The sequence below is a fragment of the Paraburkholderia sp. GAS348 genome (assembly GCF_050434205.1).
Lineage (GTDB): Bacteria > Pseudomonadota > Gammaproteobacteria > Burkholderiales > Burkholderiaceae > Paraburkholderia.
On sequence record NZ_JBNPVT010000004.1, the window covers coordinates 176,098 to 201,596 of the forward strand.

General features: G+C 62.2%; 24 protein-coding genes and 3 tRNA genes. 4 read left to right on the plus strand and 23 right to left on the minus strand.

Annotated features, from left to right (window positions below):
• Nucleotides 1–39: 39 nt before the first annotated feature.
• From P3T22_RS08775 to uvrC, 5 genes are all read right to left on the minus strand, one after another.
• Nucleotides 40–113, minus strand: a tRNA-Cys gene (locus P3T22_RS08775).
• 104 nt (nucleotides 114–217) lie between these two features.
• Nucleotides 218–293: transfer RNA gene (locus tag P3T22_RS08780), tRNA-Gly, on the minus strand.
• 62 nt (nucleotides 294–355) lie between these two features.
• Nucleotides 356–431 (minus strand) — tRNA-Gly (locus tag P3T22_RS08785).
• Between the two features lie 238 nt (nucleotides 432–669).
• Nucleotides 670–1,263: a CDP-diacylglycerol--glycerol-3-phosphate 3-phosphatidyltransferase gene (gene pgsA / locus P3T22_RS08790; RefSeq protein ID WP_063496832.1), complete on the minus strand. Its 594-nt coding sequence runs from the start codon at nucleotides 1,261–1,263 to the stop codon at nucleotides 670–672.
• Nucleotides 1,264–1,461: 198 nt separating this feature from the next.
• The gene (gene uvrC / locus P3T22_RS08795; protein WP_429324772.1) at nucleotides 1,462–3,726 is read right to left on the minus strand and encodes an excinuclease ABC subunit UvrC; all 2,265 of its coding nucleotides are present in this window, start codon (nucleotides 3,724–3,726) and stop codon (nucleotides 1,462–1,464) included.
• A gap of 257 nt (nucleotides 3,727–3,983) precedes the next feature.
• Here uvrC and earP point away from each other — a divergent pair, with 257 nt between their 5' ends.
• The 4 genes from earP to P3T22_RS08815 all read left to right on the plus strand — a co-directional run bounded on the left by earP (nucleotide 3,984) and on the right by P3T22_RS08815 (nucleotide 8,187).
• Nucleotides 3,984–5,177 carry an elongation factor P maturation arginine rhamnosyltransferase EarP gene (gene earP / locus P3T22_RS08800; RefSeq protein WP_063496834.1) on the plus strand — a complete coding sequence of 398 codons (1,194 nt, stop codon included), beginning with the start codon at nucleotides 3,984–3,986 and terminating at the stop codon, nucleotides 5,175–5,177.
• A 270-nt stretch (nucleotides 5,178–5,447) separates the two neighbouring features.
• Nucleotides 5,448–6,005 (plus strand): elongation factor P, encoded by a 558-nt coding sequence (efp, locus tag P3T22_RS08805; protein ID WP_054036233.1) that lies wholly within the window; start codon nucleotides 5,448–5,450, stop codon nucleotides 6,003–6,005.
• Between the two features lie 285 nt (nucleotides 6,006–6,290).
• The gene (locus P3T22_RS08810) at nucleotides 6,291–6,497 is read left to right on the plus strand and encodes a CsbD family protein (protein WP_063496835.1); all 207 of its coding nucleotides are present in this window, start codon (nucleotides 6,291–6,293) and stop codon (nucleotides 6,495–6,497) included.
• Between the two features lie 307 nt (nucleotides 6,498–6,804).
• Nucleotides 6,805–8,187, plus strand: coding sequence for a sigma-54-dependent transcriptional regulator (locus P3T22_RS08815; protein ID WP_429324773.1), 1,383 nt, complete (start codon nucleotides 6,805–6,807; stop codon nucleotides 8,185–8,187).
• Nucleotides 8,188–8,190: 3 nt separating this feature from the next.
• Here the strand turns inward: P3T22_RS08815 and nagZ are convergent, their stop codons facing one another.
• The 18 genes from nagZ to fabD all read right to left on the minus strand — a co-directional run bounded on the left by nagZ (nucleotide 8,191) and on the right by fabD (nucleotide 25,407).
• Nucleotides 8,191–9,219 carry a beta-N-acetylhexosaminidase gene (gene nagZ / locus P3T22_RS08820; protein WP_429324774.1) on the minus strand — a complete coding sequence of 343 codons (1,029 nt, stop codon included), beginning with the start codon at nucleotides 9,217–9,219 and terminating at the stop codon, nucleotides 8,191–8,193.
• Nucleotides 9,220–9,289: 70 nt separating this feature from the next.
• A complete protein-coding gene (acpS, locus tag P3T22_RS08825; RefSeq protein WP_063496838.1) occupies nucleotides 9,290–9,733 on the minus strand; it encodes a holo-ACP synthase in 444 nt (147 codons plus the stop codon).
• 16 nt (nucleotides 9,734–9,749) lie between these two features.
• The gene (gene pdxJ / locus P3T22_RS08830; RefSeq protein ID WP_429324775.1) at nucleotides 9,750–10,514 is read right to left on the minus strand and encodes a pyridoxine 5'-phosphate synthase; all 765 of its coding nucleotides are present in this window, start codon (nucleotides 10,512–10,514) and stop codon (nucleotides 9,750–9,752) included.
• On the minus strand, nucleotides 10,511–11,443 hold the full coding sequence (gene recO, locus P3T22_RS08835) for a DNA repair protein RecO (protein WP_429324776.1): 933 nt from the start codon (nucleotides 11,441–11,443) through the stop codon (nucleotides 10,511–10,513). The genes pdxJ and recO overlap by 4 nt, the downstream gene beginning before the upstream one ends.
• Nucleotides 11,430–12,329, minus strand: a complete 900-nt coding sequence (gene era, locus P3T22_RS08840; RefSeq protein ID WP_063496841.1) for a GTPase Era — start codon at nucleotides 12,327–12,329, stop codon at nucleotides 11,430–11,432. The genes recO and era overlap by 14 nt, the downstream gene beginning before the upstream one ends.
• 55 nt (nucleotides 12,330–12,384) lie before the next feature.
• Entirely contained in the window at nucleotides 12,385–13,770 is a 1,386-nt protein-coding gene (gene rnc, locus P3T22_RS08845) for a ribonuclease III (RefSeq protein ID WP_063496842.1), read from the minus strand.
• A gap of 175 nt (nucleotides 13,771–13,945) precedes the next feature.
• The gene (gene lepB / locus P3T22_RS08850; RefSeq protein ID WP_063496843.1) at nucleotides 13,946–14,839 is read right to left on the minus strand and encodes a signal peptidase I; all 894 of its coding nucleotides are present in this window, start codon (nucleotides 14,837–14,839) and stop codon (nucleotides 13,946–13,948) included.
• 18 nt (nucleotides 14,840–14,857) lie between these two features.
• Entirely contained in the window at nucleotides 14,858–16,651 is a 1,794-nt protein-coding gene (gene lepA, locus P3T22_RS08855; RefSeq protein WP_063496844.1) for a translation elongation factor 4, read from the minus strand.
• A 248-nt stretch (nucleotides 16,652–16,899) separates the two neighbouring features.
• Nucleotides 16,900–17,190, minus strand: a complete 291-nt coding sequence (locus P3T22_RS08860; protein WP_063496845.1) for a glutaredoxin family protein — start codon at nucleotides 17,188–17,190, stop codon at nucleotides 16,900–16,902.
• Nucleotides 17,187–18,710 (minus strand): DegQ family serine endoprotease, encoded by a 1,524-nt coding sequence (locus P3T22_RS08865; protein ID WP_429324777.1) that lies wholly within the window; start codon nucleotides 18,708–18,710, stop codon nucleotides 17,187–17,189. Before P3T22_RS08865 ends, P3T22_RS08860 begins: the two co-directional genes overlap by 4 nt.
• 38 nt (nucleotides 18,711–18,748) lie before the next feature.
• Nucleotides 18,749–19,792 (minus strand): MucB/RseB C-terminal domain-containing protein, encoded by a 1,044-nt coding sequence (locus P3T22_RS08870; RefSeq protein ID WP_063498029.1) that lies wholly within the window; start codon nucleotides 19,790–19,792, stop codon nucleotides 18,749–18,751.
• Nucleotides 19,793–19,796: 4 nt separating this feature from the next.
• Nucleotides 19,797–20,423: a sigma-E factor negative regulatory protein gene (locus P3T22_RS08875; RefSeq protein ID WP_063498030.1), complete on the minus strand. Its 627-nt coding sequence runs from the start codon at nucleotides 20,421–20,423 to the stop codon at nucleotides 19,797–19,799.
• An 82-nt stretch (nucleotides 20,424–20,505) separates the two neighbouring features.
• Entirely contained in the window at nucleotides 20,506–21,105 is a 600-nt protein-coding gene (gene rpoE, locus P3T22_RS08880; protein ID WP_063496847.1) for an RNA polymerase sigma factor RpoE, read from the minus strand.
• Between the two features lie 101 nt (nucleotides 21,106–21,206).
• Nucleotides 21,207–21,572: a protein YgfX gene (locus P3T22_RS08885; RefSeq protein WP_429324778.1), complete on the minus strand. Its 366-nt coding sequence runs from the start codon at nucleotides 21,570–21,572 to the stop codon at nucleotides 21,207–21,209.
• Nucleotides 21,573–21,707: 135 nt separating this feature from the next.
• On the minus strand, nucleotides 21,708–22,946 hold the full coding sequence (gene fabF / locus P3T22_RS08890) for a beta-ketoacyl-ACP synthase II (RefSeq protein ID WP_063496849.1): 1,239 nt from the start codon (nucleotides 22,944–22,946) through the stop codon (nucleotides 21,708–21,710).
• Between the two features lie 302 nt (nucleotides 22,947–23,248).
• Complete coding sequence (gene acpP, locus P3T22_RS08895) at nucleotides 23,249–23,488, minus strand: acyl carrier protein (protein WP_004197638.1); 240 nt, start codon at nucleotides 23,486–23,488, stop codon at nucleotides 23,249–23,251.
• 151 nt (nucleotides 23,489–23,639) lie between these two features.
• Nucleotides 23,640–24,389 (minus strand): 3-oxoacyl-ACP reductase FabG, encoded by a 750-nt coding sequence (gene fabG / locus P3T22_RS08900; protein WP_063496850.1) that lies wholly within the window; start codon nucleotides 24,387–24,389, stop codon nucleotides 23,640–23,642.
• Nucleotides 24,390–24,471: 82 nt separating this feature from the next.
• A complete protein-coding gene (gene fabD / locus P3T22_RS08905; RefSeq protein WP_063496851.1) occupies nucleotides 24,472–25,407 on the minus strand; it encodes an ACP S-malonyltransferase in 936 nt (311 codons plus the stop codon).
• Nucleotides 25,408–25,499: the final 92 nt, after the last annotated feature.

Genomic DNA, 25,499 nt, shown 5'->3' on the forward strand with positions numbered 1-25,499 from the left:
AAGCCCCGACGAGTCGGGGCTTTTCTTTACATCAACTACTGGAGGCGCGAGCCGGAGTCGAACCGGCCTAAACGGCTTTGCAGGCCGCTGCATAACCGCTTTGCTATCGCGCCGCAAGCGGACTGGAACCTAGCTGCAGATTCTCAGATTTGCCTGGTGGGTAACCGTAAGGACCGGCCCACCAAACAAAAAGGGAAGCGTTGCTTCCCCTTATGTATGGAGCGGGAGACGAGGCTCGAACTCGCGACCTCAACCTTGGCAAGGTTGCGCTCTACCAACTGAGCTACTCCCGCATTGCCCTACTTCACAACGCCTTGCATTTTCACTTCGCCAAACAACGCGCTGCTTCAAAAATTGGAGCGGGAGACGAGGCTCGAACTCGCGACCTCAACCTTGGCAAGGTTGCGCTCTACCAACTGAGCTACTCCCGCATTGTGCTGCTTTTGCACTGCTTTTATTACGCTAACTGCTGCCTTGTTACTGCAACTGCACTCTTACTGCCACCGACGTTTCGAACTGCGTGCATCGGAGAAACGAGATTATGGAGAAACGACTGAAACGTGTCAACCCCTTTTGCGAATGTCTTTAACTGAAAAGATTTCGCTCACGCTTGCGCGACGTTCGGACACCCTTCAGCCACCCCGGCGTTGCGCCTCGATCGTTCTGCAATCAGGCAACGCCACCCCGCTCGCGGATCTGCGGCCATGCGAGTTTCATGTAATAGAGCATCGACCAGATCGTCAGGAACGCGGCCAGATAGATCAGCCACAGGCCCCACACACGCGTATCGACAGAGACTCCGCTGCCAAACGGCAACGGCCCGTAGAACAGCAACATCGGAATCGCGACCATCTGGCAAACGGTCTTGAACTTGCCGAGAGAATTCACCGCAACGCTCTTCGATGCGCCGATCTGCGCCATCCACTCACGCAGCGCCGAGATCGCGATCTCGCGTCCGACGATCACCAGCGCTATCGCCGAATCGATCCGCGCGAGTTGCACGAGCACCAGCAACGCTGCCGTCACCATCAGCTTGTCAGCGACCGGGTCGAGAAACGCGCCGAACGCCGAGGTCTGATTCCATTTGCGGGCCAGAAAGCCGTCGAACCAGTCGGTGAGCGCCGCCAGAATGAAGATCGTCGCGGCCGCCAGATTGCGGTGTGCCGGGCTCATCATCATGTCGGGCAAATAAAACACGCCGACGACGAGCGGAATCAGGACGATCCGCAGCCAAGTCAGGAAAATCGGAAAATTAAACGGCATGGGCAGGCGCAGCGTCTGACAAGGGAGATGCAATTGTGCCGTGTCACAAGGCCTGCCACAAGCAAAGCGGCGCGCGGGGCCAGGCACGCACGCCGCCGGAGCACCGCTTATCAGCCGCTTGCCGACCGCTTCTGCGCCGCTTCAGCGTCGCTTAGCGACCGCTCGTTGCCGCGCCGTGGGCAGCGCGGCGTACCGTGATCAGTGCAACTGCCGGTAGATCTGCTCGGCAAGCGCCTGCGAAATCCCTTCGACGCTCGCCAGATCCTCGACGCTTGCCGCGACCACCCCACGCAGGCCGCCGAAGCGCGCCAGCAAACGCTGACGCCGCTTCGCGCCCACCCCTTCGAGCTCTTCGAGCCGCGAGGTCTGGCGTGTCTTGCCGCGCTTAGCGCGCATGCCGGTAATCGCAAAGCGGTGTGCCTCGTCACGAATCTGCGCGACCAGCATCAGCGCCGCGCTCTCCTTGCCGAGTTCGAGCGGCGCACGGCCGTCGGCGAAAATCAAGGTTTCGAGACCGACCTTGCGTCCTTCGCCCTTCGCGACACCGACGAGCATGCCGGTATCGAGACCCAGCTCGGTGAACACCTGGCGGGCGATTTCGACCTGCCCCTTGCCGCCGTCGATCAACACGATGGTCGGCAGGATGCCGCCAGCCGCCGCTGGCTCCGCGGCATCCGCTACGAGCAGCGGGTCCGCGGCCGCGTCTGTTTGCAATTCGGCGGCTTCGTCTGCGGCGTTCGCAGCCGCTTGCGCGACCATCTTCTCGTAGCGGCGCGTGAGCACCTGGCGCATCGCTGCGTAGTCGTCGCCCGGGGTGATGCCGGTGATGTTGTAGCGGCGGTATTCGGACGACTGCATCTTGTGATGGTGATACACCACGCAGGACGCCTGCGTCGCCTCGCCCATCGTGTGGCTGATGTCGAAGCACTCGATACGCAGATGCGCGAGGTCCTCGCATTCCATGCCGAGCGTGTCGGTGAGCGCGCGCGTGCGGGCCTGCTGCGAGCCTTGTTCCGAGAGCAGGCGCGCGAGCGCGAGCCGCGCGTTCTGCTCGGCCATTGCAAGCCATGCGCGCCGTTGACCTTGCGGCTGGCGCAACACCGTTACTTTGTGGCCGGCCTGTTCGATCAGCACATCGACCAGCTCGCGCGTGGCCGGCGCGTGGCTGACCACCAGCACCGGCGGGACGCGATTGCCGATGTAGTGCTGTGCGATGAACGCCTCCAGCACTTCTGATTCGATGCCGCCGACGGTTGCACGGCCTTTGCGTGGCGCCGAAGTCTCGACTTCGGGTTCGGACTCGGACTCGGACTCGGACTCGGACTCGGACTCGGACTCGGACTCGGACTCGGACTCGGCCGCATCATCCTCTTCATCTTCGGCCTCGACAGCAGCATCTGCGTCGTCATCATCCTCTTCGGACCGCATCTCCCCGGCGATTGCGAGGGCGTCAGCTGCATCGGACGATGCGTTCGCGCCGGTTGCGGCCTCGTCAGACACCAAGCCCGCGCCGGTCGCGACGTCGGCCAACGGCTCATCGTCGCCGCCCTCTTCAAGACCGCCCTCGCCGACCGTCAAGGCGCTTTCCACATGCGCCGGGAAATAGGCCTTGTCGCCCAGATGCCGCCCGCCGCGCACCATCGCGAGATTCACGCACACACGGCCGCCGAGCGCGACGACCGCAAGAATATCCACGTCGCTATCGCCGCCGACTTCGATCGCCTGCTGATGCAGCACTGTCGACAGCGAACTCATCTGATTGCGCACCGCCGCGGCCTGCTCGAACTTCAGCTCGCTCGCGAACGCGTGCATTTTCTGTTCGAGCTCCTTCATCACCTCGCCCTGCCGGCCGAGCAGAAAGCGCGACGCGTTGGCGACATCGCGGGCGTAATCTTCTTCGCTGATTGCCCCGACGCACGGCGCCGTGCAGCGGCCGATCTGATGCAGCAGACACGGTCGGGTGCGGTTGTTGAACACGGAATCTTCGCACGTGCGCAACTGGAAGACGCGCTGCAGGATCTGGATGCTCTCACGCACCGCCCACGCACTCGGGAACGGGCCGAAGTACTGATTCTTGCGATCCACCGAGCCGCGGTAATACGCCATGCGCGGAAACTTGTGGCCGGTCAGCTTGAGATAGGGATACGACTTGTCGTCGCGAAACAGAATGTTGTAACGCGGCGCCAGCGCCTTGATCAGATTGTTTTCGAGCAGCAGCGCTTCGGCCTCGGAACGCGTGACAGTCGTCTCGATGCGCGCAATGCGCGTCACCATCATCGCGATACGCGGCGACAGTTGCGTCTTCGTGAAGTAGCTCGAAACGCGCTTCTTGAGATCGCGCGCCTTGCCCACGTAAAGCACCGCGCCCTGCGTATCGTAATAGCGATAGACGCCGGGCAGATGCGGCAATTGGGCGAGCACTTTTTTCGGCTCGAAAACGTCGGTTGCTTCGGGTTCGGTCATGCAGAATCGGTTGGCTGGGGCAGTGTCGCGAAGCCTCTGACGGCGTGCTGCGCGCTGAGTAGTCACTTAGACGCGGAACCGCGGATGAGTGCTTTAGAATCGCCAGTTTAGAGCATTCCGCGTACGTTCGAACCCTGCTGTATCGAATGGCGCGATAGAGCGGCGCAAGCCAGCGGCTGAGCCTGATTGCGTCACCCGCCAGCAAGGCCCTGCAGAACCCAGGCACGCCCCCGTTCCACTCCGTGATCCACGCCACCATGTCCACCGCTACGCCGCCGTCCGAACAACCCGTCGCCGCGCCCACGGCAATCGCCTGCGATATCTTTTGCGCGGTGATCGACAATTTCGGCGACATCGGCGTGTGCTGGCGTCTCGCCCGCCAACTGGCGAGCGAGCACGGCTGGCAGATGCGCGTGTTCGTCGATGATCTGCACGCGTTCCAGAAGCTGTGCCCGTCGCTGGCACTGGATCGGGCGCGCCAGGCGATTGACGGCATCGTCGTCGAACACTGGCACGAGCCGGCCCACGCGGGCGATACGCTCGAAGTGGCTGACGTCGTGATCGAGGCATTTGCCTGCGAATTGCCGCCGATCTACGTCGCCGCGATGGCGCGGCGCGAGCGCGCGCCGGTCTGGTTCAACCTCGAATATCTGAGCGCCGAAGACTGGGTCGCGGATTTCCATCTGCGACCGTCGCCGCATCCGAGCTACCCGCTGATCAAGACCTTCTTTTTCCCCGGACTCGGCCCCGGCACCGGCGGCGTGCTGAAGGAAGGGTATCTCGACGCCGCGCGCACGGCGTTCGAAGCATCGCAACCGGCGCGCGAAGCGTGGTGGCTGAAAACCGCCGGCCGCGCGCCGCCGCCGTCCTCGGCCACGATCGTCTCGCTGTTCGCCTACGAAAACCCCGCCGTCGACAGCCTGCTCGAACAATGGCGCGACAGCGCAGAGCCGGTCGTTCTACTGGTACCGGAAGGCCGCATTTCGGGCGCGGTCGCGCGCTTTTTCGGGCTGAGCGCGTTCGCTGCCGGTTCGTATGCCGAGCGCGGCAGCCTCAGCGTTCACGCGCTCGCTTTCACCGGGCAACCGGGTTACGACACGCTACTGTGGGCCAGCGACGTCAATTTCGTGCGCGGTGAAGATTCGTTCGTGCGCGCCCAATGGGCCGCCAAACCCTTCGTCTGGCACATCTACCCGCAAGCCGACGACGCCCATCTGCCGAAGCTCGATGCCGCGCTCGCCCACTACGCCCGCACCCTGCCCGCCGACGCGCGGGACGCCCTCGCGCGCTTCTGGCACGCATGGAACGGCGCGGGCCGGCCGGACTGGGCGGAATTCCAGCGTCACCGCGCGGTGCTGAAGCAGCGCGCGGCCGAATGGGCCGGCGAGCTAGTCCAGGTGGGCGACCTCGCCGGAAATCTGGCCTTGTTCGCAAAAACTCAGTTAAAATAAGCGGTTATCCAACGGCCGACGACGCAAGCGCGGCCCGATCGTGGCGAGTGGTTTGGCATATTCGTTTGGCAAATTCATTTGGCAGACTCGTCTTGCAAATTCGTCTGGCAAATTCGCCCAGGATAACGGACCAGACTCACAGGGCCAGACTCACGGGGCCAGACCCACGGGGTCAGAGCGATTCGCAAGGCAAACCCAGCAGGCCAATCCGCTTGCGCCGTATGCCGTTGAGCAAAAGTTGAAGCTACTTATTTCGTACAGGACAGTTTTATGAAGACCGCACAGGAACTCCGCACCGGCAACGTCGTGATGATCGGCAGCGACGCGATGGTCGTGCAAAAGGCCGAATACAACAAGTCGGGCCGTAACTCCGCCGTCGTGAAGATGAAGTTCAAGAACCTGCTGACCGGCGCAGGCATGGAAAGCGTGTACAAGGCAGATGACAAGTTCGACGTCGTCGTGCTGGAGCGCAAGGAAGTCACGTACTCGTACTTCGCTGACCCGATGTACGTGTTCATGGACGCCGACTACAACCAGTTCGAAGTCGAAGGCGAAATGATGGGCGACGCCCTCCATTACCTCGAAGACGGCATGGCTTGCGAAGTCGTGTTCTACAACGAGAAAGCCATCTCGGTCGAACTGCCGACCACGCTGGTCCGTGAAATCATCTACACGGAGCCGGCAGTCAAGGGCGATACGTCGTCGGGCAAGGTGTTGAAGAACGCCAAGCTGACCACGGGTTTCGAACTGCAAGTGCCGCTCTTCTGCAACATCGGCGACAAGATCGAAATCGACACGCGTACGCACGAGTACCGCAGCCGCGCCTAAGCGCCTGCCGCCTGAATCCTGCGCTGGAGCCAAGTCCGGCGCGGCGAAAAAAATGGCAAAAAAAAAAGCGCCCACGTTGGGCGCTTTTTCTTTTTTGTGCCGCCGTGTATGGTTAAGGAAAACTTTACCGGCAGCCTTCTCAAAAATGCCTGTGCACTGCTTTTGTCTTCCTGTTTTGTATCAAACAAACCATTGATAAGCTTAAGTAATTGGCTTTGGCACAGTCCATGCTTTTCTCCGATACAGGCCAGTAAGGCTTTTTTTCCTCAACTCCGGAGAGGCGGCATGAATCACGACATCGCTGAAGGCAAGTGGAAGCAACTGGTCGGCGAGGCCAGGACAGCATGGGGTGAATTGACGGACGACGAACTGGCCAAGGCAGAAGGCCGCGCCGACAAACTGGCCGGGCTGATCCAGGAGCGTTACGGTAAGACCCGTAAGCAAGCCGAACTTGAAGTAAGGCGCTTCTTCGACAGCAACCGGGATTTCTGACCGGTCGAGTGAAGGAAATACAGATGCCCGCCCGTGCGTCACCTCGCGTCGGCGCGGATATCCACTGAAAGCAAAGGACCTGGAACTACATGAGTCGAACCACCCCAACTCCGCCTGCACGCCGTGTTCCGCGACTTGCGCCGCTGCCATGCCAATTGGCCCGCGGCAGTTCCGCCGCCTTGGCAGGCGCTGCCCGCGCGGTACGGCGTTCGACCGACAGTACCGGCCAGCCATCGCGCCCGTGCCACGCGCCAGAGTACCGGCGCGGCGTACCGGGTATTCCGTCCATCTAAAAAAAGCGCTCGCCATGCCACATGCTCTGATTGTTGAAGACGATCCCAATAGCCTGTCGGGTCTGTCCGCCATCCTCGCCGCCGACGGCTTCTCCGTCGACACCGCGACCACCATCGCCGAGGCCCGGGCGGCGCTGACCCGCTTCATTCCTGATGTCGTGCTGGTCGACCTGAATCTGCCGGATGGCAGCGGGCTCGATGTGTTGCAGCACCTCCCCGCGCACCCGCCCGGCGGCGCCTTGCCCGTGATCGTGATGACCGGCAATGCGACGGTCGAGAGCGCGATCGAAGGTCTGCGGCACGGCATCTGGGACTACCTGCTCAAACCGGTCAATATCCCGCGCCTGCGTAGTCTGCTCGCCCGGATTCCGCGTCCGTACGAGCTAACCGAGGAGGTCCAGACACTGCGCGCCTCGCTGCGTCAACTCGGTCGTTTCGGCTCGTTACTGGGCCGCAGCAGCGCGGTCCAGCATGTGTACGACGCGATCGAACATATCGCGCCTACCGAAGCCGCCGTGCTGATTTCCGGCGAAGCGGGCACGGGCAAGCGGATCGCCGCGCGCACGCTGCACGACATGAGCCGGCGCCGCAAAGGACCGTTTGTCACGTTCGACTGCCGGAGCGCGGGCAGCGTCGCGCCGCATCGCCCGCTCGACAGCCTGTTGTTCGGCCACGAGCGCGGCGCGTTCAGTGGTGCCGAGCAGCGCGAACCGGGCCTGTTCGAGCAGGCCAGCGGCGGCACGCTGTTCATCGACGAAATCGCCGAACTACCGCGCGCCCAGCAGGAAGCGCTGTTGCGCGCACTCGATTCGCAGACCTTCATGCGGGTCGGCGGCACGAATCAGGTCGGGACCGACTTCCGGCTGATCGCCTCGACGCGCAAAAACCCGCGCGCGGCGGTCGCCGACGGCAGCTTGCACGAAGATCTCGCGCTGCGTCTCGAAGCGGCCGCGATATCACTGCCGCCGTTGCGCGAGCGCGGCGACGATCCGGCGCTGATCGCGCAAGCCGTCGTCGACGAGTTGAATCACGAAGCGGCCGCGCGCGGTACGTCGGAAGTGGTCAAGCAGGTCGCGCCGAACTTCCTGCGCGAGTGTCTTTCGTATGAGTGGCCAGGCAATGTGCGCGAGTTACAGGATCGCGTGCGCCGGGCGTATCACGCGTCGGGCGACGTGGTTGAATCGCTGCGTGCCGACGAGGCGGGCTCGGTGAACGGGCGCGATCTGAACGGCAGCCGCGTGCAGGTCACCGTCGGCACGCCACTCGCGGACGTGGAGGAAATGCTGATCCGCGCAACGCTCGATGCAGTCGGCGGCACGCGCCATCGCGCGGCATCGCTGCTGGGGATCAGTCCGAAGACGCTGTACAACAAGCTGCAACGGATGCGGTTGAACTGACGCTCATGCAAACGCGCTGCGCAGCAAGGTCTGCGCTTGCAGATACTGCGGCTCGGCGACCAGCTTGCTCCACTTCAGCGCCTTGCCGCGTGGCCGCATGCGTTTGAGCCGCTGCTGCGATTCCTTCGACGGCGTGAAGCGCAGCGCGTCCAGCACCTTTTCCGCTTCGTCCGGCTGATTGCAGATCAGCACCATGTCGCAACCGGCTTCCAGCGCGGCGCTCGCGCCTTCGGTCAGCGTGCCGCCCTGGCGCGCGGCTTCCATCGAAAGATCGTCGCTGAAGACCGCCCCCTCGAAGCGCAATTTTTTGCGCAGGATGTCCTGCAGCCAGACACGCGAAAAGCCCGCCGGCTTCGAGTCGACCTGGGGATAAACCACATGGGCGGGCAGCACGGCGCCGAGCGACACGCCGAGCCAGTCGTACGGCGCCACGTCCTCGCGCAGGATTTCGTCGAGCGAACGGTCGTCGACCGGCATCGCAACGTGCGAGTCCGCGTGCGCAAAACCGTGCCCGGGAAAATGCTTGCCGCAATTGCTCATGCCGGCCAAGGCGAGGCCGTGATTGAGGCTCTTCGCCAGCAGGGCCACGACGCGCGGATCGCGATGGAACGAGCGGTCGCCGATCACCTGCGACTGGCCGTAATTCAGATCGAGCACCGGCGTAAAGCTCATATCGATGCCGCACGCGCGCAATTCGGCCGCGAGGATATAGCCGACCGCGGTCGTCACCTTGGTGGCGTGCAACACGTCGCTGTCCCACAGCGTGCCGAGCTTGCCCATCGCCGGCAGCACCGTGAAACCGTCGGTGCGAAAACGCTGCACGCGGCCGCCTTCGTGGTCGACGGCAATCAGCAGATCGTCCCGAATCGCGCGAATCGAATTGGTCAGCGCGATCAGTTGCGCGCGGCTCTCGTAATGGCGCGCGAACAGGATCACGCCGCCCGTCATCGGATGGGCAAGGCGGCGTTTATCGTCGTCGTTCAGCGTTGCGCCGACCACGTCGAGCATGACCGGTCCGGGAGTGAGTTTCATCGAATTCCGCTAGAAAAAAGCTTGGGGCAAAGAGAGACACGGCCGACGTGCGCCGCGTTCAAGATATTGTTTATTCGTCGCTGGCGGGCGCATGAGGGGCATCCGCCCCTCGCGCCACCTCCCCAGTTTCGGCAATCACGAACGACACGGCGTAGTCGTGTTCGTCGCTGATCGTCACGCGCGCCGTGATGCCGCGCGCACCGAGCCACTCGGCCAGCTCGCCCGATGCAACCACCATCGGCTCGCCGCTCGGCTTGTTGAGCGTTTGCAGCGCGCGCCAGGTCATCGGCCAGCGCATGCCAAGGCCGATCGCTTTCGAAAAGGCTTCTTTGGCCGAGAACCGCGTGGCGAGAAATGCGAGACCGCGGGCCGCCGAACGCGCGTGGCGCGCGTGATAAACGCGCAACTCGTCCGGGCCGAGCACCTTCTCAGCGAAGCGGCCGTTGGTGCGCGTCATCACCGCGGCCACGCGGCTGACCTGAACGATGTCCGTGCCAATGCCGTAGATCGTCATGTTCGCCGCCGCGGCGTTACGCGCTTGCGCCGAGACGGGCGGCGACCATGATCGCCTTCATCTCGCGCACGGCGTTGTCCCAGCCGGCGAAGATCGCATGCGCGACAATCGCGTGGCCAATATTCAACTCGACGATGCCTTCGATCGCGGCGATCTGCTGGACGTTGGTGTAGTGCAGGCCGTGGCCTGCATTGACCTTGATGCCAAGCGTTGCGCCGAACTCGACGGCACGCACCACGCGCTCATATTCGCGCTGCTGCTCGGCGGGATCGTGCGCTTCGGCATAGCGGCCTGTGTGCAGTTCGATCACCGGTGCGCCCGCTTCGTGCGCGGCGCGAATTTGCGTTTCGTCCGGATCGATGAAGAGCGACACGCGCGAGTTCGCTTCGGCGAGTTGCTTGCATGCGGCGCGCACGGCTTCGAACTGGCCGGCGACGTCGAGGCCGCCTTCAGTCGTCAATTCCTGGCGCTTTTCCGGCACGAGGCAAACGTCGTGCGGCTGCACTTCGCACGCAATGTCGAGCATCTCCTGCGTGACCGCGCATTCCAGATTCATGCGCGTTTTCAACAGCGGCCGCAGCTTGCGCACGTCGGCGTCGACAATATGGCGGCGGTCTTCACGCAGATGCAGCGTGATCACGTCCGCGCCGGCCTCTTCGGCCATCAACGCGGCGCGGATCGGATCGGGGTAAGCGGTGCCGCGCGCGTTGCGCAGCGTGGCGACGTGATCGATGTTCACGCCCAGGTCAATCACATTCGGCGACGTAAGAAAGAAGCTCATAAGTTCTGCAAGTCGATCAGTATCTGGCGCGTCGCGAGTGGCGTGCCGCCAAGGTAAGTGTTGAGCAGAAAGCGCATTAGCGTTTTGCTTTGTGCCACCGTCTGCGCTCGATGGTAATCGTCCTTTTCCATATCGAGCAAGGTCTGTCCGGCGATCACCGGCCATTGTGCGGGCAGATCGTCGGAGGCTTCGCGCACGCCGCGCTCCGGGTCGAACACGTAGCGGCCATCGGCCTGCACCGCTTTGCGTGCGACCGTGCGATCGAGCGCCATCGCATAACCGGTTTCCCGCAGCAGCACACGTTCGAACGAACGTAGCACCTGCACGGGTGGTTCGTCATGCGCGAGGCGCGTCATCGTGACGACGTAGTGATGGAACAGTTGCGGATGCGGGTCTTCGCGCGCGCAGAATTTGACCAGCAATTCGTTGACGTAGAAACCGCAGAGCAGCGCGTCGCCCGCTAGAGGCAACATGCCGCCGACCCATTCGGCACCGGTCAGCGTGCGCACCTCGGATTTGCCCGACCATGACAACGCGAGCGGCTGGAAGGTTTGCAGTACGCCGCGCAAGGCGGAGTGCGGACGTTTCGCTCCCTTCGCGACGAGCGCAAGCCGGCCGTGATCGCGCGACAGCACGTCGATGATCAGACTAGTCTCACGGTACGGATAGCTATGCAGGACGAAAGCGGGTTGCTCCGCGATCCGGTAATCGGACGCAGAGGTGCGCGGCGCGCGGCGTGTGGGTGCTTTGCGCGGCTCGCCGTCGGCGCTTTGCATACCGCTTTGAGCACCATCAGCGCTTCTGGCACTCGACGGAGATTTTTTGGTCGTGCGAGCGGGTTTGGACGGCTCGCGCGCCGGCGCTGCCGGTGCCGAATCGTCCGGGTCAGCGTCGGAATTCAGCGTCATCCACGCGTCATTCGTACCCATACGCACGGAGTCCGGCTTCGTTGTCAGCCCAGCCGCTCTTCACCTTGACGAAGGTTTCCAGATACACCGGGCCGTCGAACAACTTTTCCATGTCAAGGCGCGCTTCGGTGCTGATCTGCTTCAGCTTGGCGCCCTTCTGACCGATGACCATCGCTTTTTGCGTATCGCGCTCCACCAGGATGGTCGCGAAAATACGGCGCAGACGCCCTTCTGTCTCGAATTTGTCGATCAGTACGGTACTCGTGTACGGCAGTTCGTCGCCAGTCCAACGGAATACCTTTTCGCGCAGGATTTCAGCGGCGAGAAAACGCTCGCTGCGATCGGTCAGGTCGTCTTCGCCGTAGATCGGCGCGCCTTCCGGCAGGAACGGTTTGATGGTCTCCATCAACCGCTTGATGTCTTCCGGATTCTTCGCCGACAGCGGCACGATCTCGTTGAACTGGCGCAGCGCGCTCACCTGCAGCATGAACGGATACAGCGAGTCCTTATCCGACACGCGGTCGAGCTTGTTGGCGATCAGCAGTGTGGGCACCGACGGCGGGATCAGATCGAGCACCTTCTGGTCGTCCGGGCCGAAGCGGCCGGCTTCGATCACGAACAGGATCGCGTCAACCGAACTCAGCGTGGACGTGACCGCCCGGTTGAGCGAACGGTTCAGCGCGCCGCTGTGTTTGGTCTGAAAACCCGGCGTGTCGACGAAGATGTACTGCGCGTCTTCAAGCGTATGAATACCGGTGATGCGGTGGCGCGTAGTCTGCGCCTTGCGCGACGTGATACTGACTTTCTGGCCGACCAGAGCGTTCATCAGCGTGGACTTGCCGACGTTCGGGCGGCCGACGATCGCGACCATGCCGCAGCGAAAACCAGTGGGAGTGGGAGCGTTCATATTCGGGCTACGGCAAGTTCAGATCGACACGCGGGGAATGGCGCGCCGACGGCAATCAATGGCCCGCATCGGCGATGCGGGTTTGCACCGCATCGGCTACGCCGGGTTCGTGTTCGATCGGTGCCGGCACGCCAGGCGTGGGCACGGCTGCGCCAGGAGTGGTGTCCCGGCTGCGGTGTTTGTCGGCGATGCGGACGGCGGCGGCTTCCGGTTTGGCGTCGACGGGCTTTGTTTCTTCGGGCTTGGCGTCTGCGGGCTTGGCGTCCGTGGGCTTCACGTCTACGGGTTTGGCTTCTGCGGGCCTCGCTTCTAAGGGCTTTGCGTCCGTGGGCTTCACGTCGACGGGCTTTGGGTCCGAGGGCTTGGCGCCTTCGGATCTGACTTCAGTGGATTTGACGTCCAGCTTTTCGGCTGGCTTGTCCGCCGCTGCTTTGTCAGCAGACCTGTCGTTCGCGTGGGCGGCTGCCCTATCGGCTCGTTCCGCCCTATCCGCGCGCTCCGGCTTGTCCTGCCCGCTGTATTCCACGTGCGCGGCACGAATCACAGCCAGCGGCGCGGGCGCCGCAGTCAGAGTCGGGCGTTCGGCTGCGAACTCCGCCGTCGGCGCGGGGCGGGCCTCACCGCGCCCGGCACCGCGCTCGCTCTTGCGATCCGGGCTGCGCAAATCGAGCGCGGCCTGTACGCCGGTCACGCCGGGCACGATCTCCTGCTCGGTATTCTTCGCCGCACGGGCGCCTTTCGAACGCTTGGGCTTGGCGACCACGGCGGGCGCGGCGGCCATCACCTCATCAAGCGCCTTCTTGGCCGCAGCCTGCTCGGCCGCCCGACGGCTCGCGCCGGAACCGGACACTTTGACATCCAGCTTCGGCACCGTGCATTCGACTTCGAATTGTTGATTGTGCGCCGCACCATGAGTCGCGACGACCGTGTACGTAGGCAACGCGATCTTGTGACCCTGCAGATATTCCTGCAACAGCGTCTTGGCGTCTTTGCCGAGCGTGCGCGGGTCGATGTGATCGAGAATCGGCACGTAGAGGCGCTTGATGACCGTTTGGGCGGCATCGAACCCGCCGTCGAGGAACACCGCGCCCAGCACGGCTTCCAGCGTGTCAGCAAGGATCGACGGGCGGCGGAAGCCACCGCTGCGCAGTTCACCCTCACCGAGACGCAGGCCCTCGGAGATATTGAGGGCCTGAGCGATTTCGTAAAGCGACTGCTGTTTGACCAGATTGGCACGGACGCGCGACAGGTCGCCTTCGTCCAGTTTGCCGAAACGTTGGAACAAAAGCGCAGCCACCGCGCAATTTAGAACGGAGTCGCCGAGGAACTCGAGCCGTTCGTTGTGCGTGGAACTATGACTGCGGTGCGTTAAAGCCTGGCGCAACAATTCCGCATTGCGAAATTCGTAGCGCAGACGGCTTTCCAACGGAGATAGGGGCATGGGCAGAGTATAACGCGGGCGCTTGCCCCGGCGAAAACGCGGGACGGCCAGCGGAAAAAGCGTGGTGAAGCGACGTTACCGCGGATTCTTAAAGTAGCGTGAGAACACGCCGCGACTGAGGTGAGCTAAGTGTGAGCCACCGGCGCGGCGTGTCATGCGATCAAGGCATGCGTGCTCAATGGAATGAGCCGATGCGTTTCAGATCGCTGAAGTTCATCCAGATAAAAAACGCGCGGCCGACGATATTCTTATCCGGCGCAAAACCCCAGTAGCGGCTATCCGCGCTGTTATCGCGGTTGTCGCCCATCATGAAGTAATTACCCGGCGGCACTTTGCAGATCACGCCGCGCGCGTTGTACGTGCAGTTATCGCGATATGGATAATCTTCCGCGCCGACGATGAACGGCGGCACGGCCGGGTTGTTCAGAATCGCGTTCTTGCGGCCGCCGAGATCTTCTTCGAATTGCTTTGCGTAGCCGAGGCGCTCTTCGTCGAGATAGTCGGGCAACGACGTTTCCGGCACCGGCTTGCCGTTGATCGTCAGTTGCTTGTCCTGATAAGCAACGGTGTCGCCCGGCAGGCCGATCACGCGCTTGATGTAGTCGACGGATTCGTCTTTCGGGTAGCGGAACACCACGACGTCGCCACGCTCGAGCGGACGGCCTTCGGTGATCTTCGTGTTGGTGATCGGCAGACGGATGCCGTAGTCGAATTTATTGACGAGGATGAAGTCGCCCACCAGCAGCGTCGGCACCATCGAGCCCGAAGGAATCTTGAACGGCTCGACCACAAACGAGCGCACCACGAACACCACCAGAATCACCGGAAAAAAGCTCGCCGAATACTCGAGCCACCACGGCTGACGCAGCTTGTCATCACGCAGACGGGCACGTGTTTGCGCCGCATTTTCGTCGGCGAAACGCTCGCCGACACGTGCCTGCTGGCGGTCGAACTCAGCGACCACGGCTTCTGCCGCGCGCCGCCGTTGCGGCATGAAAACCAGTTTGTCTGCGACCCATGCGACGCCCGTCAAAATGACGAGCACAAAAAGAATCAGCGCAAAATTCATAGGGTTCCGTTGTTCGTCTTATTTGTCTTCGACACGCAGAATCGCGAGGAAAGCCTCTTGCGGAATCTCGACGGACCCGACCTGCTTCATTCGCTTCTTGCCTGCCTTTTGCTTTTCCAGCAGCTTCTTCTTACGGCTAATATCGCCGCCGTAGCATTTTGCCAGCACGTTCTTACGCAACGCTTTAATGTTCTCGCGCGCAATAATGTTCGAGCCGATGGTGGCCTGAATCGCGACGTCGTACATTTGACGCGGAATCAGCTCGCGCATTTTCGCCGCCACTTCACGGCCGCGATACTGGCTCTGCGAACGGTGCACGATCACGGACAAGGCATCCACCTTGTCGCCGTTGATCAGCATGTCGACCTTCACGACGTCCGCTGCGCGGTATTCCTTGAACTCGTAGTCCATCGACGCGTAGCCGCGCGAGATCGACTTCAGACGATCGAAGAAATCGAGCACGACTTCGCCCATCGGAATTTCGTAGGTCAACTGCACCTGACGGCCGTGATATTGCATGTTGATCTGCGTGCCGCGTTTTTGCGTGCACAGCGTGATCACCGAGCCGACGTAGTCTTGCGGCATGTACAGATTCACGGTGACGATCGGCTCGCGCACTTCTTCGATCTTCGAGGGCTCCGGCATCTTGGCCGGATTCTCGACCATGATGGTCGTGCCGTCGCGCTGCAGGACTTCGTACACCACAGTCGGCGCCGTGGTGATCAGGTCCATGTCGAACTCACGCTCGAGACGTTCCTGCACGATCTCCATATGCAGCAAACCGAGGAAGCCGCAACGGAAACCGAAGCCGAGCGCCTGCGACACTTCCGGCTCGTATTGCAGCGAGGCGTCGTTCAGCTTCAGCTTTTCAAGCGAGTCGCGCAGCGCGTCGTACTGGTTCGCTTCGACCGGATAGAGACCGGCGAACACTTGCGGCTTCACTTCCTTGAAGCCGGGCAGCGGCTCGGCTGCGGGACGGTTCACCAGCGTGACGGTGTCGCCCACCTTCGCGGCGGCCAATTCCTTGATGCCGGCGATGATGAAGCCCACCTGCCCAGCGGACAGCGATTCGAGGTTCTTCGACTTCGGCGTGAACACGCCGATATGCTCGACCGGATACTGCGCGCCCGTCGCCATCATGCGGATCTTGTCTTTCGGACGCAGCGTGCCGTTGACGATACGCACCAGCATCACGACGCCCACGTAGTTGTCGAACCACGAGTCGATGATCAGTGCCTGCAGCGGTGCTTCCGGATCGCCCTTGGGCGGCGGCACTTTAGCGACCAGCGCTTCGAGCACATCTTCCACGCCGAGGCCGGTCTTCGCGCTGCAACGTGTCGCGTCGGTCGCGTCGATACCGATCACGTCTTCGATTTCTTCGATTGCGTTCTCGGGGTTCGCGGCGGGCAAGTCGATCTTGTTGAGCACCGGAATCACGTCGACGCCCAGCTCGATCGCCGTGTAGCAGTTGGCCACGGTTTGCGCTTCCACGCCCTGGCTTGCGTCGACGACCAGCAACGCGCCTTCACACGCGGACAGCGAGCGGCTGACTTCGTACGAGAAGTCGACGTGGCCCGGCGTGTCGATCATGTTCAGGTTGTAGATCTGCCCGTCACGGGCCTTATACGTTAGTGCGGCGGTTTGTGCCTTGATGGTAATGCCGCGCTCGCGTTCGAGATCCATCGAGTCGAGCACTTGAGATTCCATCTCGCGGTCGGACAAGCCACCGCAAATCTGGATGATGCGATCGGCGAGCGTCGACTTGCCATGGTCGATGTGCGCAATGATCGAGAAGTTACGAATATGATCCATTCAGTACCGATCAAGCGAAAAAGGCGCGCTCGGACAATAGCGGAGCACGCCTTGTAAGTAGGTGAAAAACCTATCTATTTTAGCCGAAAAGGCTATCGCCCGGCGCATCTTGCGAGGCTCGGGCGGAAAAGACGGCTCAGCAACTATCGTGCATGGGATCAGAGTAAGCGCTGAAGCGCCAACTCTGATCGACAGGAGAAGCGTGAAACGGGGTGTGAGCGGCGCACGTTCGCGCCTGGGTTGGACCCTTATTCGGATCCCAAATGCGACGATCCCAAATGCGCCGCCACAAGGCGTGCGGCGAGTGCGGCACGAACCCGCACCACATCAAGGTGATAGTGACACAGTTCGACGCCGTCGCAGACCAGAACCGGCACCAGTTCGTTATAACGCGCTTCCAGCAAGGGATCGGTGTCGACGTCGATCACGACGACTTGCGCACCGAACTCAGCCAGCAAAGGCGCTAGCGCGGCGCGCATGTCGTCGCATAAGTGGCACCACGCGCGCCCGTAGAGCGTGAGCGGCGCCACCCTCTTCATTTCTGCGCGCTGCGCGGACGAATCGGCACAAACTGCGTGTTCTCGCCACGGCGGACCAGCAGCGCGACCATCTTCTGCGGGTCAAGATGTGCGGTCAGGTCGTCGAACTGCTTTGCGCTCGTGATGTCCGTATCGCCCACACGCAGGACAATGTCGCCCTTTTGCAGCCCGACGCGCACGGCCGGACCGTCTACCGCGTCGATCTGCACACCGTTGTGCAGCTTCAGCGCCTTCATCTGGTCAGCAGGGATATCGCTAACGGCAAGACCCAACACGTTCGTGGCGCGCTGCTTCGGCGCCGGCGGTTTTTTATCGTCCGCCTTGGCGGTCTTGTCCGGCTGCATCTCGGCAATCGTGACCGGCAGATCGCGCGTCTGACCCTTGCGCCAGATCGTGATGGTCGACTTGGTGCCCGGCTTCGTATCGCCGACCATGCGCGGCAAATCCGTTGCCGTGTCGACCGAATGGCCGTTGAACTTCAGGATGATGTCGCCAGGCTGCACGCCAGCCTTGTCCGCCGGACCGCCCGGTTCGACGCTGCTGACCAGCGCGCCCTGCGCCTTCGGCAGACCCAGCGAATCGGCCACGTCTTTCGTCACTTCACCGATTGCCACCGCGATCCGGCCGCGCACGACCTTACCCGAGGTCTTAAGCTGGTCGGCCACGCGCATAGCCTCGTCGATCGGAATCGCGAACGAGATGCCCATGAAGCCGCCAGTGCGGCTGTAAATCTGCGAATTGATGCCGATCACTTCGCCCTGCATATTGATCAGCGGACCGCCTGAATTCCCCGGATTGACGGCCACATCGGTCTGAATGAACGGCAGATAATCGCCCGTGTCGCGCCCCTTGGCGCTGACGATACCGGCCGTCACCGTGTTCTCGAGACCGAACGGCGAACCGATCGCGACCACCCACTCGCCCACCCGAACCTTGTTCGAGTCGCCAATCGTGATGGTCGGCAAATTGGCCGCGCTGATCTTCACGACGGCAACATCGGTCCGATCGTCCACGCCGATCAGCTTCGCTTTGAACTCGCGCTTGTCGGTGAGGGTGACGTAAATGGTGTCCGCGTCGTCTATGACGTGCGCGTTGGTCATCACGTAGCCGTCCGCCGACAGAATGAAGCCCGAGCCGACGCCGCTGTTCTGTTCGGAATCGCTGTTATCCGGCGAGTCCTGGCTACCGCCACTACCGCTCCCACCGTTATCGCCACCGCGCGGCGAACCAGGCGAACCAGGTGACTGCGGCGACTGCGGCAACGGAATGCCGAAGAAACGGCGGAAAAACTCCGACATGTCGCCGTCGTCCATGCCCGGCGGCAATCCGCCACGGGCACTGCTATTCGACACGCGTGTGGTCGTGCGAATGTTGACGACTGCTGGGCCAACCTTGTCGACGAGGTCAGTGAAGTCAGGCAGATTGGCTGCTGGAGCCGCCGACGCCGTGTGCGGCACGAGCGGCAAACACGCCACTACCACCGCGGCCGCGAGGAGTTTGCGCACCGAGAAAGTCGTCATATACGTAGCAAGCCGAGGGATTCGAGTGATTCGGAGGATTACTTCGGAGCTTTATATTCTATGGCAGACGCAAATTGCTGCAACGTGGTCTGGGGCACTTCACCAAGCAGAGTAATCCAGAAGTCGCCGCGCCGCTTGACCAACACGTGTGTGGCGCCGCTGCTGCCTGCCCCTTCCTTGCGGGTGTTGTTCTCGACCGGTTCGACAAACACCGAAATGGCCGCGAGGCCGTCGGAGAATACGGCCTGATCGACCGGAATGGTCGGCTGGCCCGCGTCACGCGCAGCCATTGGGCGACGCAGTTCGCGAATCTTGCGGAAGCCCGGCACCGTCGGCGTGATCTGCCAGCCTTGCGCAGCCATATCGACCGGCTCGACCGGCGGACGCACTACTGTCCAACCTGTCGTATTACGAATGCCGTTGACGATGGCGGTCTTGTCGACCGGCACACCGATACGAATCTGCGAAAACGACAACTGCTCGAGCACCTGTCCGTTCGGGTCAAGCGTCTGCGCACGCAGTAGCAGGCCAGTCTTCTTGTCGGCCCACAGCTTGTAAGCGAAGCGGTACGCGTCTTTCGGATCGAGCTCGATCACCTGGCTGTCGATACCCGCTACGCGGTCGTCGCCGAGCAGCTTCGGCTCATACACAGACAGCACCTGCTCGCCGCTTACAGCCAGCAGCGCAGGAAACGAATCTTTGTTCTGGCGCTTCTCGACCACGCACAGATGCCGCTCAGGCACGAACGTATAGAGATCTTCGTTGTGGCGAAGCATTTTGCGCGGCTTGCCGTCGAGGCTTTCGAGTTGCTCGAATTCGCCGTCCGTGCGGGTCGCGTAGTGCGTGATCCGCGACGTCTGAACGAAATTGCCGCGCTGGTAGACGAACGCGCCTTCGTAGTTCTGCTGCTGGGCGGCCAGATGGATTCGATCGAGCAGCTCTGCGGCCGTGCGACGGGCGACGAGCGGATCGTCGGTTTGTGCAAAGACCCGCGGTGTAGCGGACAACAATACGGCCGCGCAGAACAGAAATGCCGGCAGCCGCCCCCAGATAGTCGTTTTATTCAACCGCGGAGTCTGCATCAAACTATTGGCCTTGCGTAGAAACGGCGGCAGCGCGAATCAGCGGCATCGAGCCCGGCATGACCGGTTGTTGCGCGAATTGCTGGTGAGCTTCCAGATACTGATCGAGACTGGCGTCACGAATGATGTTGGCGTCTTGCGCAACCGGCTGGAGCGTAGCCGCCGGCACCGATGCCATGGCCACACGTTGCAGCGAGTCGCCATGCGATTGGATCGACGCGACTTGTGCCACGCCCGGGCCGCCCGGCACGCCTTGCAGTTGCGGCACGACGATCCAGGTCAGCGTGGCAGCGGCAGCGGCGACAGCAAAGGCTGGCACAACGCGGCGACGCAGCGCCAGCAAACGGCGTGCAACCGGCATTGCGGCAGGCGCGAGCACATGCGGCTCGTTGTCGAAACGTGCGGCAAAACCGCTCAGGAACGCGCTGCTCGCCGCCGGGCTGACCGCCAGATCGTCAGAACGCAGGGCGTCGCCGATCAGGTGATAGCACGACCAGGCGATACGATCTTCGCCGTCCAGTTCGGAAACAAACGTGTTCAGATGCTCTTCGCCGAACAACTCGCCGTCGACAAAAGCGGACAGACGCTCGCCGCGCGAACTGGCTTGCGATTGCATCGAGACCGACCCCATGATGCTCCCCATCTTACAAATACCCCGTAGTGACACCACTAATCCAGATATTGCACCCGCGCCCCGCCCGGCGGGCCGGTGTTTACCAGCGCTTGCCTTCGGGTGTGTCAAGCAACGGACGCAATTTTGCCGCAATGGCTTCGCGAGCGCGGAAAATTCGTGATCTGACTGTGCCAATTGGGCAACCCATCATCTCAGCGATTTCCTCGTAACTCAAACCTTCAATTTCACGAAGAGTAATGGCGGTGCGTAACTCTTCCGGTAAAGCCGCCATCGCAGCATTGACCGTCTCAGCGATCTGCTTGCTCATCAACATCGACTCAGGCGTGTTGATATCCCTTAGTTGGTCGGCGTCCGAGAAAGTTTCAGCTTCTTCAGCATCTGCTTCGGTCGAAGTCGGTGCCCGCCGCCCTTGGGTCGCAAGGTAGTTCTTGGCCGTATTGACCGCAATCCGGTACAACCACGTATAAAAGGCCGACTCCCCGCGAAACTGCGGCAACGCCCGGTACGCCTTGATGAAGGCGTCCTGGGCGACGTCCTCCACTTCGGCCGGGTCGCGCACGAGGCGGGAGATCAGCCGCAGAATCTTACGGTGGTATTTGGAGACCAGAAGCTCGAACGCGGCCTTGTCGCCCTTTTGGACGCGCTCGACCAGCACCTGATCAATTTCTTTTTCGCTCACCTGATAAATCCGTTAACTATTGGGCGCATGGCGGGGGACCATTGTAGCGTCCCCATCAGCGCGGCACGTTACGCCGGTAACAGCGGTTACAGTCGTTACAGTCACGCACCGGCGCCACGCCGGCCCAGCACGGCGAGCTCCCGGAAGACGGACGCTGGAAGCGCGTCAGCGGCAAGAAGTAGCGTGCGGGAACGTCCGTGGTCCGGCACCAGCGCCAGAACGAGCAAACGACCGCTCCATTGCGAACAGCCGGTAATGCGACCCTGCGTCAGCAAACCGCCCGCCCGGCTCCAGGCAGACAGTCCGTCCGGGCCGATTTTCAGCGCGACGGGCTGCGCATGCTCATGTTTTACCGCACAGAGCGTCAGCAGCGCCCACACGGCAAGCGTCAACGGAGCCGCCTGCCAGGCGCCCAGATGCGACGCGAAACAGGTATAGGCGGCCAGCGTCGCAATCAGGATGAACATCCCCAAAGCGGCGCGCATGGCAACAGAGCGTCGCAACGTAATTCGTTGCGACGCTCTGCCGGGCGTTGCCGATTCGAGGGAATCCGCCGGACAAGCCGGCGTTTTCGACGGGCGTATCACCAAACGATCAGGCGATCAGGCGCGCTTGAAGACCAGCGTGCCATTCGTGCCGCCGAACCCGAACGAGTTCTTCAGCGCGACGTCGATCTTCATTTCCCGCGCGGTGTTGGCGCAGTAATCGAGATCGCAGGCCGGATCCTGATTGAAGATGTTGATCGTCGGCGGCGACACCTGATGATGCACGGCGAGCACGGTGAACACGGATTCGAGACCGCCAGCGCCGCCCAACAGGTGACCTGTCATCGACTTGGTCGAATTCACGACCATGTCTTTGGCGTGGTCACCGAAAGCGCGCTTGATGCCGGTGGTTTCAGCCAGGTCGCCGAGCGGCGTGGACGTGCCGTGCGCGTTCAGGTAATTCACCTGATCGGCGTTGACGCCCGCGTTCTTCATCGCGGCCAGCATGCAGCGGCGTGCGCCGTCGCCGTCTTCCAGCGGTGCGGTCATGTGATAGGCGTCGCCGCTCATCCCATAGCCGCCGACTTCGGCGTAAATCTTCGCGCCGCGCGCCTTCGCGTGTTCGTACTCTTCGAGCACCATCACACCGGCGCCCTCGCCCAGCACGAAACCGTCGCGGTCTTTGTCCCACGGACGGCTCGCCGTTGCCGGATCGTCGTTGCGTTGCGATAGCGCGCGCGCCGCCGCAAAGCCGCCGACACCGAGCGGCGACACGGTGGATTCCGCGCCGCCGGCGATCATCACGTCGGCGTCGCCGTATTCGATCAGGCGCGAAGCCTCACCGATACAGTGCAGACCCGTGGTACATGCAGTCACGATCGCCAGATTCGGACCCTTGATGCCGAACTTGATCGACAGATGGCCCGAGATCATGTTGATGATCGACGCCGGCACGAAGAACGGCGAAATGCGGCGCGGGCCGCGGTTCAGCAGTTCGGTTTGCGTCACTTCGATCATCGGCAGGCCGCCGATGCCCGAACCGACCACCACGCCGATGCGCTCCGAATTCTCGTCGGTGACTTCGAGGCCGCTGTCCTGCATCGCCTGGATGCCGGCCGCGACGCCGTAATGGATGAACGTATCCATGTGGCGCGCTTCCTTACCGGGGATGTAGTCCTCGATATTGAAGCCCTTCACCTCGCCGGCGAAACGAGTCGAGAAGTTCGACGCATCGAACTTCGTGATATTGGCAATACCCGACTTGCCGGCGACCAGATTGGCCCAGCCGTCGGCAACATTATTGCCAACAGGCGAAATCAGCCCCAGGCCTGTAACAACAACACGACGGCGGCTCACGGTAACCCCTTTTTCATAGATGACAAAAGCACAAAAGCCACAGCGGCCACAGGAACGTGCCCTGTGTGCCCTGTGGCTGTTAGCCGCCCCCACCCCTGGCGCTTCGCGCCAGCCTCCCCCGAGGGGGGCAAGAAAACTTGGGGCGGCCCGGCGTTTTCTTGAAAGTCGGCAATCGCGCGGAAACTTGCGCTGTCAACATCGCTGGCTCCTGCACGGCAAAAAGCGCCAGCCCTGCTGGCGTCGGAAACCGACACGGCAGGGCGTCATACGCCACCAACGCAGAAACGCAGGCGCGAATGACTTTAGGCCTTGACGTTCGCGCGAGCGTAGTCGATCGCTTGCTGAACGGTAGTGATCTTCTCGGCTTCTTCATCCGGAATTTCCATGCCGAATTCGTCTTCGAGGGCCATCACGAGTTCAACGGTGTCGAGCGAGTCGGCGCCGAGGTCGTTCACGAACGAAGCTTCGTTCTTGATCTCAGCTTCTGCAACGCCCAGTTGTTCTGCGACGATCTTCTTGACGCGCTGTTCGATATTGTCCATTACCCCTCCAAGGGAAAAGAAGTTCAAAAATACAGGTGCGCGCATTTTATCAGGTTTGACCCGGCAAAAAAGCGGCACATCGGGTTCCTGTCAAGGCATGCGCCTTACGCTTTTGCAAACGCATCAAGGCGCGGATAGTAACCGAATTTGGTTACGACATGTACATTCCGCCGTTCACATGCAGTGTCGTGCCAGTGATATAACCCGCTTGCGGCGACGCGAGGAACGCCACGGCGTGCGCGATATCGTCCGGGCTGCCAAGGCGGCCGAGCGGAATCTGCGTCTTAAGTGCGGTTTGCTGCTCTTCCGGCAGGGTCTTGGTCATGTCGGTATCGATGAAGCCCGGTGCGACGCAATTGACGGTGATGCCGCGGCTGCCGATCTCGCGCGCCAGTGCGCGCGTCATGCCAGCAACGCCCGCTTTCGCGGCTGCGTAATTGACCTGCCCCGGGTTGCCGGCCGAGCCGACCACCGACGTGATGTTGATGATACGGCCGCCCTTCGCCTTCATCATCGGACGCAGCACCGCGCGCGACAGACGGAAGACCGACTTGAGGTTGGTGTCGATCACCGCGTCCCAGTCGTCGTCCTTCATGCGCATCGCAAGCTGGTCTTGCGTGATGCCGGCGTTGTTCACCAGCACGTGCAGCGCCCCGAACTCCTTCACGGTGCCGTCGATCAGCGCTTCGGCTGCGGCGGCGTCGTTGACGTTGAGCACGGCGCCGCGGCCGTTCACACCTGCCGCGCTAAAAGCTTCGCTGATCGCTGCCGCGCCGCTTTCGCTGGTTGCCGTGCCGATCACCGTCGCGCCCTGGCGCGCCAGTTCCATCGCGATTGCACGGCCGATGCCGCGCGACGCGCCCGTCACGATGGCGATTTGCTTGTCGAGAGTCTTTTCCATCTGTCAGTCCGGATGCCCTTTCGGAGGGCTGATTGATTCTTGATGCCGAGCTTGGCGCCCAGCGCGCCCTATGAAGCGGTGCTCAGCCCGCCGTCACCAGCTTGAGTGTTTCTTCGAGCGAAGCCGGGTCGAACACCGAGGTGCCGACGAGATTGCCGTCGATACGCTTCGTCAAGCCCGCGAGGACCTTGCCAGGACCGCATTCGATCACATGCGTAACGCCTTGCGCCGCCATTGCCTGCACGCTTTCGACCCAGCGCACCGGACCGGCTGCCTGACGCACCAGCGCGTCCTTGATCTTTGCCGGCTCGTTGACCACGGCGACGTCGACGTTGTTGATCACCGGAATCGACGGCACCTGCACGTCAACGCTGGCGAGATACTCGCGCAATTGATCCGACGCGGGCTTCAACAGCGACGAGTGGAACGGTGCCGATACCGGCAGCGGCAACGCACGCTTGGCGCCCTTCGCCTTCGCGACTTCGCAGGCCTTTTCGACCGCGGCCTTGTGACCGGCGATCACGACTTGCGCCGGCGCGTTGAAATTCACCGCTTCGACGACACCCGCGACCGACGCTTCGGCGCAAACCGCGCGCACCGTGTCGTCATCGAGGCCGAGAATTGCGGCCATGCCACCAACGCCGACCGGCACGGCCGTTTGCATGGCTTGCGCGCGAAAACGCACGAGCGGCACAGCATCGCGAAACGCGATCGCGCCCGCCGCGACCAGCGCGGTGTATTCGCCGAGGCTATGGCCGGCGACGATGGCCGGCTTCGGGCCGCCCGCCTGCTGCCACGCGCGATAAATCGCATACGCGGCGGTCAGCATGACCGGCTGGGTATTGGTGGTGAGGTTCAGGTCTTCGGCAGGGCCTTCGGCGATCAGCTTGCCGAGGTCCTGATTGAGCGCATCGGACGCTTCCTGAACCGTCTCACGCACGACCGCGTGATCGGCGAATGCGTTGAGCATGCCGACCGACTGCGAACCTTGCCCAGGAAAAACGAACGCAAATTTCATATCGTCCCCAAAATCGATGTTGTCAGATGTGGGTGGCGCGCCCGGTGGATGGCGAGCGCGCTCAAGCGTAGCCGAGCGCCGCGAAGAGCGCT

Excerpts from the sequence above, each read along its gene's own strand:
- pgsA (WP_063496832.1), bottom strand. The coding sequence starts at position 1,263 with ATGCCGTTTAATTTTCCGATTTTCCTGACTTGGCTGCGGATCGTCCTG.
- uvrC (WP_429324772.1), bottom strand. The coding sequence starts at position 3,726 with ATGACCGAACCCGAAGCAACCGACGTTTTCGAGCCGAAAAAAGTGCTC.
- earP (WP_063496834.1), top strand. The coding sequence starts at position 3,984 with ATGTCCACCGCTACGCCGCCGTCCGAACAACCCGTCGCCGCGCCCACG.
- efp (WP_054036233.1), top strand. The coding sequence starts at position 5,448 with ATGAAGACCGCACAGGAACTCCGCACCGGCAACGTCGTGATGATCGGC.
- P3T22_RS08810 (WP_063496835.1), top strand. The coding sequence starts at position 6,291 with ATGAATCACGACATCGCTGAAGGCAAGTGGAAGCAACTGGTCGGCGAG.
- P3T22_RS08815 (WP_429324773.1), top strand. The coding sequence starts at position 6,805 with ATGCCACATGCTCTGATTGTTGAAGACGATCCCAATAGCCTGTCGGGT.
- nagZ (WP_429324774.1), bottom strand. The coding sequence starts at position 9,219 with ATGAAACTCACTCCCGGACCGGTCATGCTCGACGTGGTCGGCGCAACG.
- acpS (WP_063496838.1), bottom strand. The coding sequence starts at position 9,733 with ATGACGATCTACGGCATTGGCACGGACATCGTTCAGGTCAGCCGCGTG.
- pdxJ (WP_429324775.1), bottom strand. The coding sequence starts at position 10,514 with ATGAGCTTCTTTCTTACGTCGCCGAATGTGATTGACCTGGGCGTGAAC.
- recO (WP_429324776.1), bottom strand. The coding sequence starts at position 11,443 with ATGGGTACGAATGACGCGTGGATGACGCTGAATTCCGACGCTGACCCG.
- era (WP_063496841.1), bottom strand. The coding sequence starts at position 12,329 with ATGAACGCTCCCACTCCCACTGGTTTTCGCTGCGGCATGGTCGCGATC.
- rnc (WP_063496842.1), bottom strand. The coding sequence starts at position 13,770 with ATGCCCCTATCTCCGTTGGAAAGCCGTCTGCGCTACGAATTTCGCAAT.
- lepB (WP_063496843.1), bottom strand. The coding sequence starts at position 14,839 with ATGAATTTTGCGCTGATTCTTTTTGTGCTCGTCATTTTGACGGGCGTC.
- lepA (WP_063496844.1), bottom strand. The coding sequence starts at position 16,651 with ATGGATCATATTCGTAACTTCTCGATCATTGCGCACATCGACCATGGC.
- P3T22_RS08860 (WP_063496845.1), bottom strand. The coding sequence starts at position 17,190 with ATGAAGAGGGTGGCGCCGCTCACGCTCTACGGGCGCGCGTGGTGCCAC.
- P3T22_RS08865 (WP_429324777.1), bottom strand. The coding sequence starts at position 18,710 with ATGACGACTTTCTCGGTGCGCAAACTCCTCGCGGCCGCGGTGGTAGTG.
- P3T22_RS08870 (WP_063498029.1), bottom strand. The coding sequence starts at position 19,792 with ATGCAGACTCCGCGGTTGAATAAAACGACTATCTGGGGGCGGCTGCCG.
- P3T22_RS08875 (WP_063498030.1), bottom strand. The coding sequence starts at position 20,423 with ATGGGGTCGGTCTCGATGCAATCGCAAGCCAGTTCGCGCGGCGAGCGT.
- P3T22_RS08885 (WP_429324778.1), bottom strand. The coding sequence starts at position 21,572 with ATGTTCATCCTGATTGCGACGCTGGCCGCCTATACCTGTTTCGCGTCG.
- acpP (WP_004197638.1), bottom strand. The coding sequence starts at position 23,488 with ATGGACAATATCGAACAGCGCGTCAAGAAGATCGTCGCAGAACAACTG.
- fabG (WP_063496850.1), bottom strand. The coding sequence starts at position 24,389 with ATGGAAAAGACTCTCGACAAGCAAATCGCCATCGTGACGGGCGCGTCG.
- fabD (WP_063496851.1), bottom strand. The coding sequence starts at position 25,407 with ATGAAATTTGCGTTCGTTTTTCCTGGGCAAGGTTCGCAGTCGGTCGGC.